Source organism: Micromonospora sp. NPDC049801 (assembly GCF_040656575.1).
Lineage (GTDB): Bacteria > Actinomycetota > Actinomycetes > Mycobacteriales > Micromonosporaceae > Micromonospora.
In genome coordinates, this window is the sequence record NZ_JBFAMS010000001.1 from 213537 (window position 1) to 231717 (window position 18181).

11 protein-coding genes are annotated in these 18181 nt (G+C 71.1%); 4 read left to right on the forward strand and 7 right to left on the reverse strand.

Going from position 1 to position 18181, the window contains the following annotated elements; all coding sequences use genetic code 11:
- Nucleotide 1 precedes the first annotated feature (1 nt).
- The 7 genes from AB0I89_RS00990 to AB0I89_RS01020 form a co-directional block, all read right to left on the reverse strand.
- The gene (locus tag AB0I89_RS00990; RefSeq protein WP_357118077.1) at nucleotides 2–2092 is read right to left on the reverse strand and encodes a xanthine dehydrogenase family protein molybdopterin-binding subunit; all 2091 of its coding nucleotides are present in this window, start codon (nucleotides 2090–2092) and stop codon (nucleotides 2–4) included.
- Nucleotides 2089–3072, reverse strand: a complete 984-nt coding sequence (locus tag AB0I89_RS00995) for a xanthine dehydrogenase family protein subunit M (protein WP_357118080.1) — start codon at nucleotides 3070–3072, stop codon at nucleotides 2089–2091. Before AB0I89_RS00995 ends, AB0I89_RS00990 begins: the two co-directional genes overlap by 4 nt.
- The gene (locus AB0I89_RS01000) at nucleotides 3069–3566 is read right to left on the reverse strand and encodes a 2Fe-2S iron-sulfur cluster-binding protein (protein ID WP_357119408.1); all 498 of its coding nucleotides are present in this window, start codon (nucleotides 3564–3566) and stop codon (nucleotides 3069–3071) included. The genes AB0I89_RS00995 and AB0I89_RS01000 overlap by 4 nt, the downstream gene beginning before the upstream one ends.
- 198 nt (nucleotides 3567–3764) lie before the next feature.
- Entirely contained in the window at nucleotides 3765–5129 is a 1365-nt protein-coding gene (locus AB0I89_RS01005; RefSeq protein ID WP_357118084.1) for a GH1 family beta-glucosidase, read from the reverse strand.
- A gap of 29 nt (nucleotides 5130–5158) precedes the next feature.
- Complete coding sequence (locus tag AB0I89_RS01010) at nucleotides 5159–5998, reverse strand: carbohydrate ABC transporter permease (protein ID WP_357118087.1); 840 nt, start codon at nucleotides 5996–5998, stop codon at nucleotides 5159–5161.
- On the reverse strand, nucleotides 5991–6983 hold the full coding sequence (locus AB0I89_RS01015; RefSeq protein WP_357118090.1) for a sugar ABC transporter permease: 993 nt from the start codon (nucleotides 6981–6983) through the stop codon (nucleotides 5991–5993). Before AB0I89_RS01015 ends, AB0I89_RS01010 begins: the two co-directional genes overlap by 8 nt.
- Nucleotides 6984–7053: 70 nt before the next feature.
- Nucleotides 7054–8352: a sugar ABC transporter substrate-binding protein gene (locus tag AB0I89_RS01020; protein WP_357118093.1), complete on the reverse strand. Its 1299-nt coding sequence runs from the start codon at nucleotides 8350–8352 to the stop codon at nucleotides 7054–7056.
- 237 nt (nucleotides 8353–8589) lie between these two features.
- Here AB0I89_RS01020 and AB0I89_RS01025 point away from each other — a divergent pair, with 237 nt between their 5' ends.
- The 4 genes from AB0I89_RS01025 to fxsT all read left to right on the forward strand — a co-directional run bounded on the left by AB0I89_RS01025 (nucleotide 8590) and on the right by fxsT (nucleotide 18181).
- Nucleotides 8590–9792 carry an ROK family transcriptional regulator gene (locus AB0I89_RS01025; protein ID WP_357118096.1) on the forward strand — a complete coding sequence of 401 codons (1203 nt, stop codon included), beginning with the start codon at nucleotides 8590–8592 and terminating at the stop codon, nucleotides 9790–9792.
- Between the two features lie 326 nt (nucleotides 9793–10118).
- Nucleotides 10119–12758, forward strand: a complete 2640-nt coding sequence (locus AB0I89_RS01030; protein WP_357118099.1) for a discoidin domain-containing protein — start codon at nucleotides 10119–10121, stop codon at nucleotides 12756–12758.
- A 257-nt stretch (nucleotides 12759–13015) separates the two neighbouring features.
- Nucleotides 13016–14257, forward strand: a complete 1242-nt coding sequence (locus AB0I89_RS01035; RefSeq protein WP_357118102.1) for a TIR-like protein FxsC — start codon at nucleotides 13016–13018, stop codon at nucleotides 14255–14257.
- A gap of 12 nt (nucleotides 14258–14269) precedes the next feature.
- Nucleotides 14270–18181, forward strand: a complete 3912-nt coding sequence (gene fxsT / locus AB0I89_RS01040; protein ID WP_357118105.1) for an FxSxx-COOH system tetratricopeptide repeat protein — start codon at nucleotides 14270–14272, stop codon at nucleotides 18179–18181.

The following is an 18181-nucleotide window of genomic DNA, read 5'->3' on the forward strand; positions in this document are numbered from 1 at the left end:
TTTAAGCCAGCTCTGATACTCCGACGAGTTTGTCGAGTTGGATCGGCAGGTCACGAATGCGCACCCCGGTGGCGTGGTACACCGCGTTGGCGACCGCCGCCGCCGCGCCCACGATGCCGATCTCCCCGATGCCCTTCACCCCGGCGAGGTTCAGCTCGTCGTCGTGCTCGTCCACCCAGTACGCCTCGATGGACTCCACGTCCGGGCAGGCCGTGATGTGGTAGGTGGCCAGGTCGTGGTTGACCCAGTCGCCGTACCGCTCGTCGAGCAGGCCCCCCTCGTGCAGCGCCATCGACAGGCCCATCGTCATGCCCCCGATGAGTTGGCTGCGGGCCGTCGTCGGGTTGACGATCCGGCCGGCCGCGAACACGCCGAGCATCCGGTTGAGCCGGATCTCGCCGGTGGTGGTGTCCACCCGGACCTCGACGAACTGCGCCCCGTAGGCGTACCGGGGGAGTGCGGCCTGTTCGCCGATCTCGTCGGTGGTGTCCGCCTCGGCGCTCACCTCGGCGTCCGGCGGTGTGCCGTCGGGCAGCTTGGCCCGCAGCGCCGCGCAGGCCCGGATCACCGCCCAGCTCCAACTGGAGGTGCCCATCGAGCCACCGGCCAGCGGGGCCGTGGGCAGGTCGCTGTCACCGATCCTGATCTCGATCCGTTCGGGTGGCACCCCCAGGGCGTCGGCGGCGACCAGCCAGAGCGCCGTACGCGCCCCGGTGCCGATGTCGGTGGCGTTGATCTGGACCAGGAAACCGCCGTCCGGACGGGCGGTGACCCGCGCCGAGGAAGGGCGGGACCGGGTCGGGTAGGCCGAGCCGGCCATGCCGGAGCCGACCAGGAAGCGTCCCTCGCGCCGGGACCGGGGCGTCGGATTCCGGTCGGCCCAGCCGAACCGCCGCGCGCCCTCGCGCAGGCAGGCCACCAGATTCCGACTGGTGAACGGTTTCCCCTGGTCGGGGTCGACCTCGGGGTCGTTGCGGACGCGCAGCTCCACCGGGTCGATGCCGACGGCCACGGCCAGCTCGTCCATCGCCGACTCCAGGGCGTACGCGCCGGGGCACTCGCCCGGCGCCCGCATCCAGAACGGGGTGGGCACGTCGAGGCGGGTCAGTCGATGTGTCGTACGGCGGTGCGGCGCGGCGTACATGCTGCGCGTGTAGACGGCGGTCTGCTCGGCGAACTCGCGGATCATCGAGGTCTGGCTGATCGCGTCGTGGCTGATCGCGGTCAGTCGCCCATCCGTGTCGGCGGCGAGGCGGACCCGCTGGATGGTGGGCGTGCGGTAGCCGATCGGCCCGAAGATCTGCTGGCGGGTCAGCGCCAGTTTCACCGGCCGGTCCACGTGGCGGGCGGCCAGGGCGGTCAACACCACGGCGGCCTTGGCGTACCCCTTGCTGCCGAAGCCTCCGCCGACGTGCTCGGCGATCACCCGGACCGACTCGCGGGGCAGGTCGAACAGCTCGCTGAGGGTGGCCCGCACCGATGACGCGCCCTGGTTGGAGTCGTGCACGAGCAGCCGCCCGCCGGTCCACTGCGCCGTGGTGGCGTGCGGCTCCATCGGGTTGTTGTGGTAGGCCGGGGTCCGGTAGGTGGCGTCCACCCGGACCGGCGCGGCCGCGTACCCCGCGTCGAAGTCCCCCTCGGCCGTGTCGGTCGGGTAGTGGGGATTGACCTCATCCGGCTTGTACAGACCGGGGTGGTCGTCGGTGAGCACCGTGCTGTGCGGGCCCGTGTCGTACTCGACGCGCACCAGCCGGGCGCCCTCGCGGGCCGCCTCCAGGCTCAAGGCCACCACCACCGCGACGTACTGCCCCCGGTAGTGCACGGCCGGGTCCTGAAGCAGCCACAGGTCCGGCTCCACCATGGTCGCCAGCCGCGGCGCGTTGCCGTGATGCACGACGGCCAGCACGCCGGGCGAGGCCAGCGCCTCGGTGGTGTCGATCCGGGTGATCCGACCGCGCACCACCGTCGCGGGCACCACCCAGCCGTAGGCTACGCCGTCGACCGGGTACTCCACCGCGTACCGCGCCGCGCCGGTGACCTTCTCCCGGCCCTCCAGCCGGGGGTGCGCCTGACCGATCGCCCCGGTGCTCACGACGCCGCCAGTTCGCTGAGCACCCGTACGGTGATGGACCGGGTCAGCGGCAGCTTGAAGCCGTTGTCGCTCAGCGGGCGGGCCTCGGCCAGCTCCGCGTCGGCGGCCCGCGCCGCCAGTTCCGGGCTGAACGGCTGGCCGCGCAGCTCCTGCTCGGCCCGGTACGCGCGCCACGGCCGGTGGGCCAACGCCCCGTAGGCCAGCCGCACGTCGCGGACGACGCCGCCGTCGAGGTCCAGCACCGCGGCCACCGAGCCGGCCGCGAAGGCGAACGACGCCCGGTCTCGTGCCTTGAGGTACGTCGAGTGGCGCGCGGCCGGCAGCGCCGGCAGCCGTACGGCCGTGATCAGCGCGCCCCGGGCCAGGGTGGTCTCCCGTTCCGGATGGGCGCCGGGCGAGCGGTGCAGGTCGACCATGGGGACGTCCCGGACACCGTCGGTGTCGTGCACCTCCACCACGGCGTCCAGCGCGGCGAGGGCGACGGCCAGGTCCGACGGGTGGGTGGCCACGCACTGCTCGGACCAGTCCAGCACCGCGAGGTCGCGGTTCTCGCCGTGCAGGGCGGCGCATCCGCTGCCCGGCTCGCGCTTGTTGCACGCCTTGCCGGTGTCCTGGAAGTACGGGCAACGGGTGCGCTGCAACAGGTTGCCGCCCGTGGTGGCCATGTTGCGCAGTTGCCCGGAGGCGGCGGCGAGCAGGGCGCGGGTCAGCACCGGGTAGTCGCGGCGGACCGCCGGGTGCGCGGCCAGGTCGCTGTTGCGCACCGTCGCGCCGATCCGCAGTCCGCCGTCGGGCAGTTCCTCGACGGTGTCCAGGGGCAGCCGGTTCACGTCCACCAGCACGTCGGGGCGCTGTACCCCGAGTTTCATGAGGTCCACCAGGTTGGTGCCGCCGGCGAGGTACGCCGCCTGCGGCTCGGCGGCCAGCACGGCGACGGCGTCGGCCACGTCGGTGGGCCGGTGGTAGCGGAACGGCCTCATCGCGCCGCCGCCGTCTCGCGGACGGCCGTCACGATGTGCGGGTACGCGGCGCAGCGGCACAGGTTGCCGGCCATCCGCTCGCGGATCTCGGCGTCGGTGAGGTCGGGCGCGGCGGCGAGGTCCTCGGTGACCGCGCTGGGCCAGCCCCGTTCGACCTCGTCGAGCATCCCGCGCGCCGAGCAGAGCTGCCCGGGGGTGCAGTAGCCGCACTGGAAGGCGTCGTGCGCGATGAAGGCCGCCTGCAACGGCGACAGTTCCTCCCCGTCGGCCAACCCCTCCACGGTGACCACCGAGCGGCCGTCCAGGGTGACCGCGAGCAGCAGGCAACTCTTCACCCGGCGACCGTCGAGCAGCACCGTGCAGGAGCCGCACTGGCCGTGGTCGCAGCCCTTCTTGGCCCCGGTGAGGCCGAGATGCTCGCGCAGCGTGTCGAGCAGGGTGGTGCGATTGTCCAGCGTCACCTCGCGTGGGGCGCCGTTGACGTCGAACCCCACCCGGGACGCGTGCTGCGCGTCGACGACCGTCTGTCTCTCTGCTGCTGCGGACACCGCCCCAGATTAGCCATCCCGGGTACAAATGCGGGCGAATAACGCGAAGAGCGCTTCGCCGTGGGGCGTCCGCCCCGCGAACGGCGACGGCCGCCCGGGTACGCGCCGCAGCGCCACCCGGGCGGCCGTCCGCCCGCCCCCGTCTCAGGCCACCGGAGTGGCCCGGGCAAGATTCCGATGCGCGCGGATCAACTCCGCGTAGCGCAGACCGCTCGCCTTCACCGTCCGCCGCTGGGTGGCGTAGTCGACGTGCACCAGCCCGAAGCGCTTGTCGTAGCCGTACGCCCACTCGAAGTTGTCCAGCAGCGACCACACGAAGTAGCCGTCCAGCGGCACGCCCCGGGCCACCGCCGACGCGCACGCCGCCAGGTGCTGCTCCAGGTGGTCGGTGCGCTCCTTGTCCTCGACCGTGCCGTCGGGGGTGATCTCGTCGTGCCACGCCGAGCCGCTCTCGGTGACGATGATCCGGGCCGGTCCGTACTGCTCGTGCACGTCGACGAGCAGCCGCTCCAGCCCTGCCGGGTACATCTCCCAGCCCATCGCGGTCTCCACCGAGCCGGGGACGGGCACCTGCTTCGCGTACGGCGCCGGGCCGGTCGGGTCGTCGACCACCAACTGCCGGAAGTAGTAGTTCACCCCGAGGAAGTCGGTGGGCGTCGCGATCACCGCGAGGTCGTCACCGCGTACCGGCGGCTCGACCCCGTACGTCTCGACCATGTCGGCGGGGTAGCCCCGCCCGTGGATCGGGTCCAGCCACCAGCGGTTGACGTGCCCGTCCGCCCGCCGCGCCGCCGCGACGTCCTCGGGCCGGTCGGTCGCCGGCTCGATCGGGCTGAGGTTGACGACCAGGCCCACCGAGGCGGGCCGGGCGGCGTTCGCCCGGATCGCCTGGGTGGCGAGGCCGTGCCCGAGCAGCACGTGGTGCGAGGCGCGCACCGCGCGGGTCAGGTCCCGCTCGCCGGGGGCCATGTTCCCGTCCAGATGCCCGATCCAGCACACGCAGAGCGGCTCGTTGACCGTGCACCAGTCGGCCACCCGGTCGCCCAGGCGAGAGGCCACAACCGCCGCGTAGTCGGCGAACGCCTCGGCCGTGGCGCGCTCCGGCCAACCGCCGGCGTCCTGCAGGGCCTGCGGCAGATCCCAGTGGTAGAGCGTGACGAACGGCCGGATCCCGTCGGCGAGCAGCGTGTCGACGAGCCGGTCGTAGAAGTCCAGCCCGGCGGGGTTGACCCGGCCCACACCCGCGGGCATCACCCGGGGCCAGGCCACCGAGAACCGGTACGCGTCCACGCCGAGCTGCCGCAGCAGCCCGACGTCCTCCGGCCACCGGTGGTAGTGGTCGCAGGCCACCGCCCCGGTGTCGCCGTTGTCGACGTTGCCCGGGGTCGCCGAGAAGGTGTCCCAGATGGACGGCTCCCGGCCGTCGACATCGACGGCCCCCTCGATCTGGTACGCCGCCGTGGCGACGCCCCAGAGAAAGTCGGGTGGCAGCTTGGACAGGTCCGGCACGGGAAGGCTCTCCTCTGGGTTCGGGTGGATCACTTGACGGCGCCGGCGGTGAGGCCGGCGACGAAGTACCGCTGCAGGGCCAGGAACCCGGCGACGACCGGGATGCTGACCACCAGCGACGCGGCCATGATCTGGTTCCAGTAGACGTTGAACTGGGTCGAGTAGCCCTGCAGGCCGACGGCCAGGGTGCGGCTGCCCTCGTCGGTCATCACCGAGGCGAACAGCACCTCACCCCAGGCGGTCATGAACGCGTACACGGTCACCGCGACCACGCCGGGCACGGCGGCCGGCAGGATGACCTGGAACAGCGTGCGCAACGGCCCGGCCCCGTCGACCTGCGCCGCCTCGTCCAGCCCGCGCGGGATCGAGTCGAAGTAGCCGACCAGCATCCAGATCGAGAACGGCAGCGAGAAGGTCAGGTACGTGATGACCAGGCCGGTCCGGCTGGCGTACAGCTCGATACCGGTGGCGTTGCCCAGGTTGACGTAGATGAGGAACAGCGGCAGCAGGAACAGGATGCCGGGGAACATCTGCGTGGACAGCACCGTCACGGTGAAGACGCCCCGGCCCCGGAACCGGTACCGGCTGACCGCGAACGCGGCGAAGATGGCGATCGCGACCGAGCAGACCGCCGCGAGACTCGACACCACGAGGCTGTTCACCAGGTAGCGCGCCAGCGGCACGGTGCTCCACATGTCGACGAACGGTTGCAGGGTGGGCCGGCTGGGCCACCAGGTGAACCCGTTCTGCACGTCCCGCAGCGGCTTCGCCGCGGAGGTCACCATCACGTAGAGCGGGATGACGACGAAGAGGGTGAGCAGGGTCAGCACGATGCGCCGGCCCCAGCGCTCACCGGCGGTCTCACGCATGATCGTCCCTCCGGCGGTTGGTGATCAGCAGGTACGCGGCCGAGACGACCAGCAGGAACAGCAGCAGCGCGACCGACATCGCCGAGCCCGACCCGAAGTCCCAGGTCTTGAAGGAGCTGCGGTAGATGTGGATGGAGATCAGGTCGGCCTGCGCGGGCGCGGAGCCGCCGAAGAGCACGAACGGCGTGTTGAAGTCGTTGAACGTCCACAGGAACAGCACCAGCAGCAGCACCAGGTTCACCGGCCGCAGCATGGGCAGGGTGACCGAGCGCAGCCGACGCCAGAACCCCGCGCCGTCGATCGCGGCGGCCTCGTACAGCTCGCCAGGCACGTTCTGCAGACCGGCCATCAGGCAGAGGAAGGCGAACGGCCAGTTGCGCCAGACCGACACCACCAGCAGCGACCAGAAGCTGTTGTCGCCGATCAGCCAGAACGGCCGTTCGTTCAGCAGCCCGAGTTGGTCGACGAGCACGTGGTTGACCAGGCCGGTGTCGCGCTGCAGCAGGAAGCTCCAGGTGATCACGGCGGCGTAGACCGGCAGCGCGTACGGGGTGAGGAACAGCGCCCGCAGGATGGCCCGCCCACGGAACGGCTTCTGCAGCACGACGGCCGCCGCGATGCCGAGCAGCCAGGCGAAGCCGACCGAGAGCACGCTGTAGGCCAGCGTCACCCAGAACGAGTGCAGCAGTTCCTTGCCGGCGGCGCTGTTGAAATCGAGGGTGGCCCGGTAGTTCTCCAGGCCGACGAAGGGTGCGGTGGACCAGTCGCGGATGTGGAACTGGGTCAGCTCCAGCATGCTCATCCAGACCCCGACCACCATGGGGATCACGTGGATGGCGAGTTCCAGCACGATGGCCGGCGCGAGCAGCAGGTACGGCAGGGGGGAACGGCGGGGGCCGCGCGGCCGGCGGGCGGCCCCCCGGGCGGGTGACCCGGCCCGGGGTGCGCGCCGGTCGGCGTCCGGCGCGGTGGTGCTGGTTGCCATCGGGGTCCTCTCGGAGGCGGTGGCCGTGGTCAGGCGACGAGCCCGACCACGGCCACCGGCGCTGCGTGGGTCAGCGCATCTTCTGCTGCGCGTCGGTCAGCTTCGCCTTCACCGATGCCTCGGTGACCGGCTTGCCGCTCGCCGCGTCGGCGAACAACTCCTTCATCGCGGTGCCGACCAGGGTCTCGAAGGTGCTCTCCTCGGGCACCTGCGGCAGCGGGGCCGCGGTGGTGACCAGGGTCTCCTGGATGCTCTTCTGCTCCGGAGCGCTGAACGCCGGGTCGGCGCCGGCGGTCTTCACGGCCGGCAGCGAGCCGTACGTCTTGTTGAGGATCGTCTGCTCCTCGTCGCTGGTCATGAACTTGACGAAGCTCAGCGCGCCGTCCTTGTTCTTGGTGTGCTTGAAGACGGCCATGTTGATGCCGGCCACCATGCTGTTGACCTTCTTGCCGCCGGCCGGCGGGTTGGCCAGGAACGGCACCGGGGCCACGCCGTACGCGTCGGCGGCCATGTTCTGCGTCTTGAGGTTCGAACCGGCGGACTGCCACAGCAGCATGGCGGCCTTGCCGTTGGCGAAGTCCGAGACCGACTGGTTCTGCGCGTACTCGGCGTTGCTCGGGTTGGTGATCTTGTCAGCGGCCATGAAGTCGATGTAGCGCTTGATGGCCGAGACGTTCTGCGGGGTGTCGAAGGTCGGCTTGCCGGCCGAGTCGAACCACTCGCCGCCGTACTGCTGGCTGAAGGTGAACGCGTGGTGGGCGTTCTCCGACGGGTTGGCGCCCTCGATCGCGAGGCCCCACTTGCCACCGGTGCTGAGCTTCTTGCCGTACTCGACGACCTGCTCCCAGGTAGTCGGCGGGGCGGTGATGCCCGCGTCGGCGAACATCTTCTTGTTGTAGTACAGGCTGTACGCCATGGAGTAGAGCGGGACGGCGGCCGGCGGCTTGCCGGGCGCGCCGGCGGCGGCGAGCGCGGCGGGCACGATCCGGTCCTTGCCGCCGACGGCCTGCAGCGCGGCGTCGTCGAACTCGACGAGCGCGCCGGTGGCCTGCAGCGACGCCGACCAGGTGTTGCCGATGTTCACCACGTCCGGGCCCTTGCCCGAGGTGGCGGCGGCGAGCAGCCGGTTGAGCAGGTCCGACCAGGGGACCACCTCGACGTTGACCTTGATGCCGGTCTGCTTCTCGAACTTGTCCAGCTCGGGCTGGAGGGTGGTCTTGTCGGCCTCCAGGCTGGCGCCCTGGTTGCTGGCCCAATAGGTGAGGGTCTTGGGCGAGGAGGCGGAGTCGTCGCCGGAGCCGCCGCAGGCGGTCAGCGATGCGGCGGCCAGTACGGCGGCAGCGAATATCCCGAGGTGTCGTCTCGACACGGTCAGCCCTTCCGGTGCGTGGTGGGGGTCCGCCGACCGTCGTCGTCGATAGGGGTGAGGCGACGGCGGTCGGCTGCGGACGGGGTTTCTCCGGACGCGCCGTCGGAGGTCCTTCGGCGTTTCCCGGGAGTTACATCACGGCTTAATGAATGTCGTCATTAAAGTGGTTGGCCGGTGGGTCGTCAAGCACGGTGCGGTTACAGTCGCCACCTACGGCCGACGGGAACGAGGTGACGAGTGGAGCTGGCGCGTGCCACCAACCGGAGCGTCCGGCTGCGCAACCGGTCCGCTCTGCTGACGAAGCTCTTCCTCGATGCCCCGCTCACCCGGCAGGACCTGGTGCGCAGCACCGGGCTGAGCCAGCCGGCGGTGAGCAACGTGGTGGCCGACCTGATCGACGAGGGCATCGTCGTCGAGGCCGGGGCCGCCGAGTCCGACGGCGGCCGACCCAGCATGCTGCTGCGGGTCGCCGCCCGGTACGCCTTCGTGATCGGCGTGGACGTCGGCGAGACCCGGGTCCGGGTCGAGCTGTTCGACTTCGCGATGACGCTGCTCGCCAGCGTCGAGTATCCGCTCGACCCGGCGCGTACCGAGCCGGACCTGGTGGCCGGGCACGTGCTGGCCGGCATCGAGGTGGTGACCGGCCGGGCCGGCGTGGCCACCGCCGACGTGCTCGGCGTCGGCATCGGCGTCTCCGGCGTGGTCGAGCAGGGCGACGAGGCCGTCGTGCACGCCCAGGCCCTCGGCTGGGACCGGGTGCCGCTGGAACGCCTCATCGGCGCCGGCACCGACCTGCCGCTGCACATCGACAACGGCGCGAAGACCCTCGGGCAGGCCGAAATGTGGTTCGGCGCCGGGCGTGGGGCCCGGCACGCCGTCTTCGCGCTGGTCGGGTCGGGCGTGGGCGCCGCCGTGGTGACCAACGGCGCTACCTATCGGGGCGCGTCCAGCAGCGCGGGGGAGTGGGGGCACACCACCCTGGTGTACGGCGGCCGGACCTGCCGGTGCGGCGCACGCGGCTGCCTCGAGGCGTACGTGGGCGCGGAGGCGATCATCGACCGTTACCGGGAGGCCCGTCGGGGACGCGCCGTTCCCGGCGAGGACGAGGAGTCCCAGCTCGCCGCGCTGGTCGCCGCCGCCGACAGCTCGGCCACCGCCCGCCGGGTGCTGGACGACACCGCCGGCTACCTGGGCGCGGGGGTGGCCAACCTGATCAACCTGTTCAACCCGGAGCGGGTGGTCCTCGGCGGGTGGGCGGCGATGGCGCTGGGCGACCTGCTGCCGGCCGTGCGCGAGGCCGCCGGCCGGCAGGCGCTGCGCCAGCCGTACGAGCAGGCGTCCATCGAACTGTGCCGCCTCGGCGTCGACGCGGTGGCCCTCGGCGCGGCCACCCTCCCGATAGCCCGCTTCCTCACCGCCGGCGGCGTCCCTCCCACCTGACCCCCTTCGCCCGTTGATCAAGAGGTTCGCGTCATCCCGGGCGCGGTTTCTGACGCCAACCTCTTGATCAACGGGAGTCAGCTCGGGCCGGCGGGACGGGGGTGGACGGGTGGGGGCGGGGTGGAATTACACAAAATCTGATTCTCGGGATAAATAACGAAGTTATAGATCGATGTCTTGACGCCGCCGCAATCTCGCCGCAACACTCCTACGAGAGCGCTCTCCTCTCCCCGCGGCGTCGCATCGGCGGCACCACCCACGGCACCACGGGCGAAGACCGACCCCACCCGCACGGCGTCCGTAACGCCCTATCGACAGGCGATGTCATGACATCTCGTGCTACATCCGTACGCCCGCGTCCCCGGCGGCGGACCGTTCGGCACCTCCTCACCGGAGTCGCGGTGGCCCTGGTGGCAGCCCTGACCCCGGCGGTGGCCACGGCGCCCGCGCAGGCCGCCCCCACCCTGCTCTCGCAGGGCCGCCCGGTGACCGCCTCGTCCACCGAGAACGCCGGCACCCCCGCCTCGGCCGCGGTCGACGGCAACACCGGCACCCGCTGGGCCAGCGCCTTCAGCGACCCGCAGTGGCTCCAGGTCGACCTCGGCGCGCGGGCCACCATCAGCCAGGTCAACCTGCTCTGGGAGGGCGCCTACGGCCGCGCCTTCCAGATCCAGACCTCCGACGATGCCGCCACCTGGACGACGATCTACTCGACCACCACCGGCGCGGGCGGCACGCAGAACCTCACCGTGACCGGCGCCGGCCGGTACGTGCGGATGTACGGCACCGCCCGGGGCACCGCCTACGGCTACTCGCTGTGGGAGTTCCAGGTCTACGGCGAGACCGGCGGCGACACGTCCACCTGCGGCAGCGCCAACGTGGCGCAGGGCAGCCCGGTGACCGCCTCGTCCACCGAGAACGCCGGCACCCCCGCCTCGGCCGCCGTCGACGGCAACACCGGCACCCGCTGGGCCAGCGCCGCCAGCGACCCGCAGTGGCTGCGCGTCGACCTGGGCAGCACCCGCACCATCTGCCGGGTCACGTTGACCTGGGAGGCCGCGTACGCCCGGGCCTTCCAGCTCCAGACCTCCGCGGACGGGTCCACCTGGACCACGATCTACTCCACCACCACGGCAACCGGTGGCACGCAGAGCCTCACCGTCACCGGCACCGGACGCTACCTGCGCGTGTACGGCACCGCCCGGGGCACCGCCTACGGCTACTCGCTGTGGGAGGTGGCGGTCAACACGACCGGCGGCGGCACCACCGAACCCCCGGTCGGCACGACCGACCCGTACAACCCCAACCTCGGCGCGAACACGTACGTCTTCGACCCGAGCACCCCGACGTCGACGATCCAGAGTCGACTGAACACCATCTTCACCCAGCAGGAGACCAACCAGTTCGGCGCGCAGCGCTACGCCGTGCTGTTCAAGCCGGGCACCTACACCGCCGACGTTAACCTCGGCTTCTTCACCCAGGTCGCCGGCCTCGGCATGAGCCCCGACGACGTCAACCTCAACGGTCACGTCCGGGCCGAGGCGACCTGGTTCGGCGGCAACGCCACCCAGAACTTCTGGCGGTCCGCGGAGAACCTCTCGGTGACCCTGCCGTCCGGAGTCAGCGTGGAGCGGTGGGCGGTGTCGCAGGCCGCGCCGTACCGGCGGATGCACCTGCGCGGCGCGCAGAACCAGATCCAGCTCTGGAACGGCGGCGACGGCTGGTCCAGCGGCGGCCTGCTGGCCGACACCCGCATCGACGGCCTGGTCGTCTCCGGATCGCAGCAGCAGTGGTACTCGCGTAACAGCGAGTTCGGCAACGGCTGGACCGGCTCGGTGTGGAACATGGTCTTCCAGGGCGTCAACGGCGCTCCGCCGCCGAGCTTCCCCAACCCGTCGCACACCGTCATCGCGCAGACCCCGCAGGTCCGCGAGAAGCCGTTCCTCTACGTGACGGGCAGCGGCGAGTACCGGGTCTTCGTGCCCGCGGTGCGCACCAACTCCACCGGTACGAGCTGGTACAACAAGACCCCGGCCGGCTCGTCGATCTCGCTGTCGCAGTTCTTCGTCGTCCAGCCCGGCACCAGCGCGGCTACCATCAACGCCGCCCTCGCCCAGGGCAAGCACCTGCTCTTCACCCCGGGCGTGCACCACGTCACCGAGCCGATCCAGGTCAACCGGGCCGACACGGTCATCCTCGGCCTCGGCCTGGCCACCATCCAGGCCGACAACGGCAGCGTCGGAATGCGCGTCGCCGACGTGGACGGCGTGAAGGTCGCCGGCATCATGTTCGAGGCCGGCACCACCAACTCGCCGGTGCTGATGGAGGTCGGCCCGTCGGGCTCGTCGGCGAGCCACGCCGGCAACCCGACCTCGCTGCACGACGTGTTCTTCCGCATCGGCGGTCCGCTCGTCGGCAAGGCCACCAACACGCTGACCGTCAACAGCGACAATGTGATCGGTGACCACATGTGGCTGTGGCGGGCCGACCACGCCGCCCAGGGCGTGCCCACCGGGTGGACGCTGAACACCGCCGACACCGGGCTCACCGTCAACGGCGACGACGTCACCATGTACGGCCTCTTCGTCGAGCACTACCAGAAGTACCAGACCATCTGGAACGGCAACGGTGGGCGGACGTACTTCTACCAGAACGAACTGCCGTACGACGTGCCGAACCAGGCGGCCTGGATGAACGGGTCCACCCGGGGCTACGCCGCGTACAAGGTGGCCGACTCGGTGACCAGCCACCAGGCGTTCGGGCTGGGCAGCTACAGCTACTTCAACGTCAACCCCGCCGTGGTCGAGGAGCACTCCTTCGAGGTGCCGGTCAACTCGAACGTGCGCTTCACCAACATGGTCACCGTCTCGCTCGGTGGCGTCGGCACCATCAACCGGGTGATCAACAACGCCGGTGGCACCGCGAACGCCGCCAACCAGACGGTGTACCTGACGAACTACCCCTGACCGGGACGCCCGCGCCGGCCCGGTCGACTCATCTGACCGGGCCGGCGCGGGTCGTACCCAGGGCCGAGGCCGGCCCGGTCCCGCCGAAGACCGGGCCGGCCACGGTCGTCTCCGCGTACGCCACTTCGTCGGCCACCCGAAAGCGTCGGGCATACGACTCTCCGCGCGCCCGCGCTGATGATCGCGGCTCGGGTGGGCTGGCATCGACGGTCTTATACTGTGCCTACCGGTCGTGGAACCCGTAAGCGGAGGCGGGCGTGCCACTTTTCTTCCTGAGCTACGCCCAAGAGGACAACCGCAACGGTCAGATCCAGAAGTTCTTCGGCGATCTCAGTGACGCGGTGGCCGGGCTGGCCGCCGTCCGCTGGGACGAGGCGGGCTTCATCGACGGGCAGATCCTGCTCGGCAGCACGTGGACGGACACGCTGTCCGATGCGTTGTCCACCAGCGCCTGTCTGATCGCGCTCACCTCGCCCCGGTACGTCGTCAGCGACTACTGCGGTCGGGAGTTCCGGGTCTTCGCCGACCGGATCGACGAGCACGAGCGGCTGTTCAAGGTCCGTCCACCCGCGATCGTGCCGGTCCAGTGGATCCCGTGCGACAAGCTGCCCGCGGCGGTCGCCGGCTACCAGTACCGCAACTTCCCGACCGGCACCGCGTACGCGCAGGACGGCCTGCTCACCCTCAAGCAGCGCAAACGGCACGAGGACGACTACGAGGACTTCGTCGACGCGCTCGCCAAGCACATCGTGCAGACCGCCCGGGACCACCAGCTCCAGCGGCCCGCGCAGCGCCCGGTGCTGTCCAAGGTGACGAGCGCCTTCGACCTGCTGCCACGGCCGCAGGCGCACCACGGCGCCGCCGTGACGACGGCGGTGCAGCGGGCCACCAGCGCACGGCACGTGCACATCGTCCTGGTCGCCGGCAGCTCCGCCGAGGTCGCCGGCAGTCGCCCCGGAGCCGAGGACCGGTACGGCGCGATCTCCCGGGACTGGCGTCCGTACCAGCCCGAGTTGGAGGTGCCCATCGGCAGCTGGGCCGGGGCCATCGCCACCACCAAGAGTTACGGCTGGACGGTGGAGGACGCCGAGGAGTTGGCGGCGGTGCGGGAGTGGGCGCTGGCGCACAACCAGATCGTCGTGCTGGTGGTCGACGTCTGGTCCGCCGACCTGCCGCGCTACCGGCAGAGCCTGATGCGTCACGACCGCGAGGTGACCGGGCCGCGTGCGCCGGTGCTGGTGCCGTGGACGGCGGCCGACGACGCCGCCGCCGGTGGCAACCGCAAGATGTGGGACACCCTGGCCCGGGTGCTCCCGTACCACGTGCTGCACAGCACCCGCGACGTGTGGCGCACCGAGATCGCGACCTGCGCGCGCTTCCAGGAGGAGTTGGAGGACGTGCTGGTCGTCGAACAGGGCCGGATCTACCGTACGGGCACCGTCTACCAGGAGCCGCCCACCGACGGCCCCGGTACCCGCCCGATCCTCGAAGGTCCCTAGGGGAGACACGTCATGGCGCTGAACGAGACGGCACGCGGCCAGATCGTGACCTTCTACTCGTACAAGGGTGGCACCGGCCGCACGATGGCGCTGGCCAACGTGGCCTGGATCCTCGCGAGTCAGGGCCTGCAGGTGCTGGTCGTCGACTGGGACCTGGAGTCTCCGGGTCTGCACCGCTACTTCCACCCGTTCCTGCGGGACAAGGAGCTGCGGGCCACCCCGGGCGTCATCGAGATGATCTGGGATTACTCGATCGCCACGATGCAGCGCAACCGGGACGAGGACTCCCAGGAACTCCTCACCGGCCACGCCAAGATCCAACGTCGTGCGGTCTCGCTGAACTGGGACTTCAGCCACGGCGGCGTGATCGACTTCGTGGCCGCCGGCCAGCAGGACTCGGCGTACTCCCGGTTGGTGAGCACCTTCGACTGGGCCAACTTCTACGAGCGCCAGGGCGGCGCGTCGTTCATCGACGCGGTCCGGGCGCAGATGCGCGCCGAGTACGACGTGGTGCTGATCGACAGCCGCACCGGCCTCAGTGACGTGGCCGGCATCTGCACCGTGCAACTGCCCGACCTGGTGGTCAACTGCTTCACCATGTCCACCCAGAGCATCCGGGGAGCGGCGGCGGTGGCCCGCTCGATCCGCAGCCAGCGCCCGGACGACCCGCCGCTGCTGCTGCCGGTGCCGATGCGCGTCGAGGACGCCGAGCTGCGCAAGCTGGAGACCGGGCGTGACCTGGTACGGACCGAGTTCGCCCCGTTCCTCGACCACCTCTCGGAGGCGGCGGCCGCCCGCTACTGGAACACCATCGAGGTGCCCTACCGCACCTTCTACGCCTACGAGGAGATCCTCGCCGCGTTCGGTGACCGGCCCGAGCAGGTCGGCACCCTGCTGGCCGCGTACGAGCAACTCGCCTCGGTGATCACCGACGGGCGCGTCACCCAGTTGCACCCGATCGGCGAGGCGGACCGACGCCGCTCGCTGACCGAATTCGAGCGCAGCAGGCTCACCGCCGAGCAGGCCGTGCTGCTCAGCTACGCCTCGGCCGACCGGCTCTGGGCCGAGTGGATCACCGACCAGTTGGAGGACGCCGGGCTGCGGGTGGATCGTCGCGCGCTGGACGTGCCGGTGCTCTCCGGCGGGCGGGCCGAGTTCGACCGGGCCGTCAGCGGCGCGAGCCGGGTGCTGGCCGTCCTCACCCGGCACTACGCCAGCACGCCCCTCGCCGGCGAGGTGTGGAAGAACGCCACCGGCCGGGACCAGCTCGGCGGCGCGGGCGTGCTGGTGCCGCTGCGCGTCGACGAGTCGCGGCTGACGATGCCGTACAGCGACCACAGCCCGGTGGACCTCACCGACGTCGACCCGTCCACCGCACGAACCCGCCTACTGGATGCCGCCGGCGGGACGACCGCCATGGCCGGCGGTCGCGCGGTCGGCCGTTTCCCCGGCCCGTTCCCGGCGATCTCCAACGTCCGCCAGCACGGCACCCCGTTCGTCGGTCGCGCCGCCCAACTCGAAGCGCTACGCGACCGGCTCACCACCTCGCCGGACTCGACCATCCAGGTCGTGCACGGCCTCGGCGGTGTGGGCAAGACCCAGCTCGCCGCCGAGTACGCGCTGCGCTTCGGCCGCGGGTACGACCTGGTCTGGTGGATCCCGGCGGACAGCGAGGACCGCATCCGCGGCGGCCTCGGCGACCTCGGGCAGGCGATGGGGCTGGGCACCGGCGGTGGCGCCGAGGCGGCCCGACGGGTGCTCGACGCGCTGCGCCGCGCCGGGCCCGACCAGCGCTGGCTGATCATCCTGGACAACGTCGACAAGCCCACCCACGCCACCCGCGCGCTACTGCCGCAGGGCCCCGGCCACGTCCTGCTCACGACCCGCGACCAGAGCTGGAGCGAGTACGCCACCGCGACCGAGCTGACCGTCTTCGACCGCGCCGAGAGCGTCCAACTGCTGCGGGACCGGGTTCGCGGACTCAGTGAGGCCGAGGCCACCCAGGTGGCCGAGAAGCTCGGCGACCTGCCGCTCGCGGTCGAGCAGGGCGCCGCGTACCTGCGGGCCAGCGCCATGCAGGTCGAGAAGTACCTGAACTCGCTGGACACGCCCGGCCTGCTGCGCATCCTCGACGGCCGGCAGTCCGCCGGCTACTCCAAGGCGCTCGCCGCCACCTGGCTGTTCACCCTCGGTCAGTTGCGCGAGGAGAAGCCGGCCGCCGCCCGGCTGCTGGAGCTGTGCTCGTTCTACGCGCCGGAGCCGATCCCGGTCGCCATGCTCACCGGTGACCGCTTCGCCAGCTTCATGGCGCCGATCGATCCGACGCTCACCGACCCGATCCTGCAGGGCCTGGTCACCGCCGAGCTGGGTCGCTACGGCCTGGCCCAGGTCGACGCCGAGAACAACACGGTACGGATCCACCGGCTGGTCCAGTTGGTCATCCAGGACCAGCTCAGCGATCCCGACGAGGCCCGCCGGCAGGCCCAACTGCTGCTCGCCGCCGCCAACCCCCGCGACCCCGACAAGCCGGTCAACTGGCCCGAGTACGCCGAGCTGTGGCCGCACGTACGCCCCAGCGGCCTGCACCTGTCCACCCTGGACGAGGCGCGTCAGCTCGTCGTGGACATCGTGCGCTACCTCTACCGGCGGGGCGACTACGACAGCAGCCGCACCCTCGCCGAGGATGCGCTGACCGGGTGGCGCGACACCGACGAGGACGACCCCACCCGGCTGCGCATGCGCTTTCACCTGGCGAACGTGCTGCGCGCGCAGAGCAACTTCGACGGGGCGTACGAGATCGACCGGGACGTCTACGAGCGGCAGCGGCGGATCTTCGGCGAGGATCACCTCTACACCCTGATGACGGCCCGCAGCGTCGGCGCGGACCTGCGCGCCCAGGGGCTCTACCACGAGGCCGAGGCGCAGGACCGGCGCACGCTGGAGTTGAGCGTGCGCAGCTTCGGCGACGACAGCGGCCGTACGCTGATCGCCGAGAACAACCTCGCCGTGTCGCTGCGGCTGGTCGGTGACTTCCGTAACGCGGCCGCGCTCGACCAGCACATCCACGAGCGACGGCGGGACCGTTTCGGCGAGGAGGACCCGTCCACCCTGGCCTCGGCCAGCAACTACGGGCGCGGCCTGCGCGACACCGGCGAGCTGTGGCGGTCGCACAGCGTCCTGCAACGCGCGTACACCAGCCAGCAGAAGGTGAACGGACCGGACCATCCGGAGACCCTGCGGACTGCCAAGGAGTTGGCGCTCACGCTGCGTCAGCTCGGCCGCTTCACCGACGCGCACCGGCTGATCGAGCGGACGGTGGTCCGCTACCAGCGCACCCTCGGCGCCGAGCACGCCGACACCCTCTCGGCCGAGATGGCCCTCGCCACGACCTGGTCGGCGGTGGGTGACAACCAGACCGCCCTACGGTTGGCACGCCGCCTGAGCATCAGCTACAACGCTGTGCTCGGCGACTCGCACGCCATCAGCCTGGCCTGCCTCAACAACCTCGGCGTGCTGCTGCGCAAGCAGGGCGACCACGCCCAGGCCCGGGAGCTGTCCCAGCGGGTCCGCGACCAGTTGCTGGCCAACCTCGGCGAGCGGCACCCGCACACCCTGCTGGCCACCCTCAACCTGGCCAACGACCTGTTCGCCCTCGGTGACCGGGAGAGCGCGTTGCTGCTGGACACCACCGCGTACGTGGAGCTGACCCGGGCGTTCGGCGCCGAGCACCCGGACACCCTCTCGGCGTCGGTCAACCTCGCGTTGAGCCGCCAGGGCACCGAGAGCGAGGCGGACGCCGGCCGGGCGCTCTACGACGAGGCGTTCGGGCAACTCGTGCAGCTCTTCGGCGGCGACAATCCCCGGGTGGTGCAGGCCCGCCAGCGGGAACGCTCCAACGCCTACATCGAACCGGCGCTGCTCTAG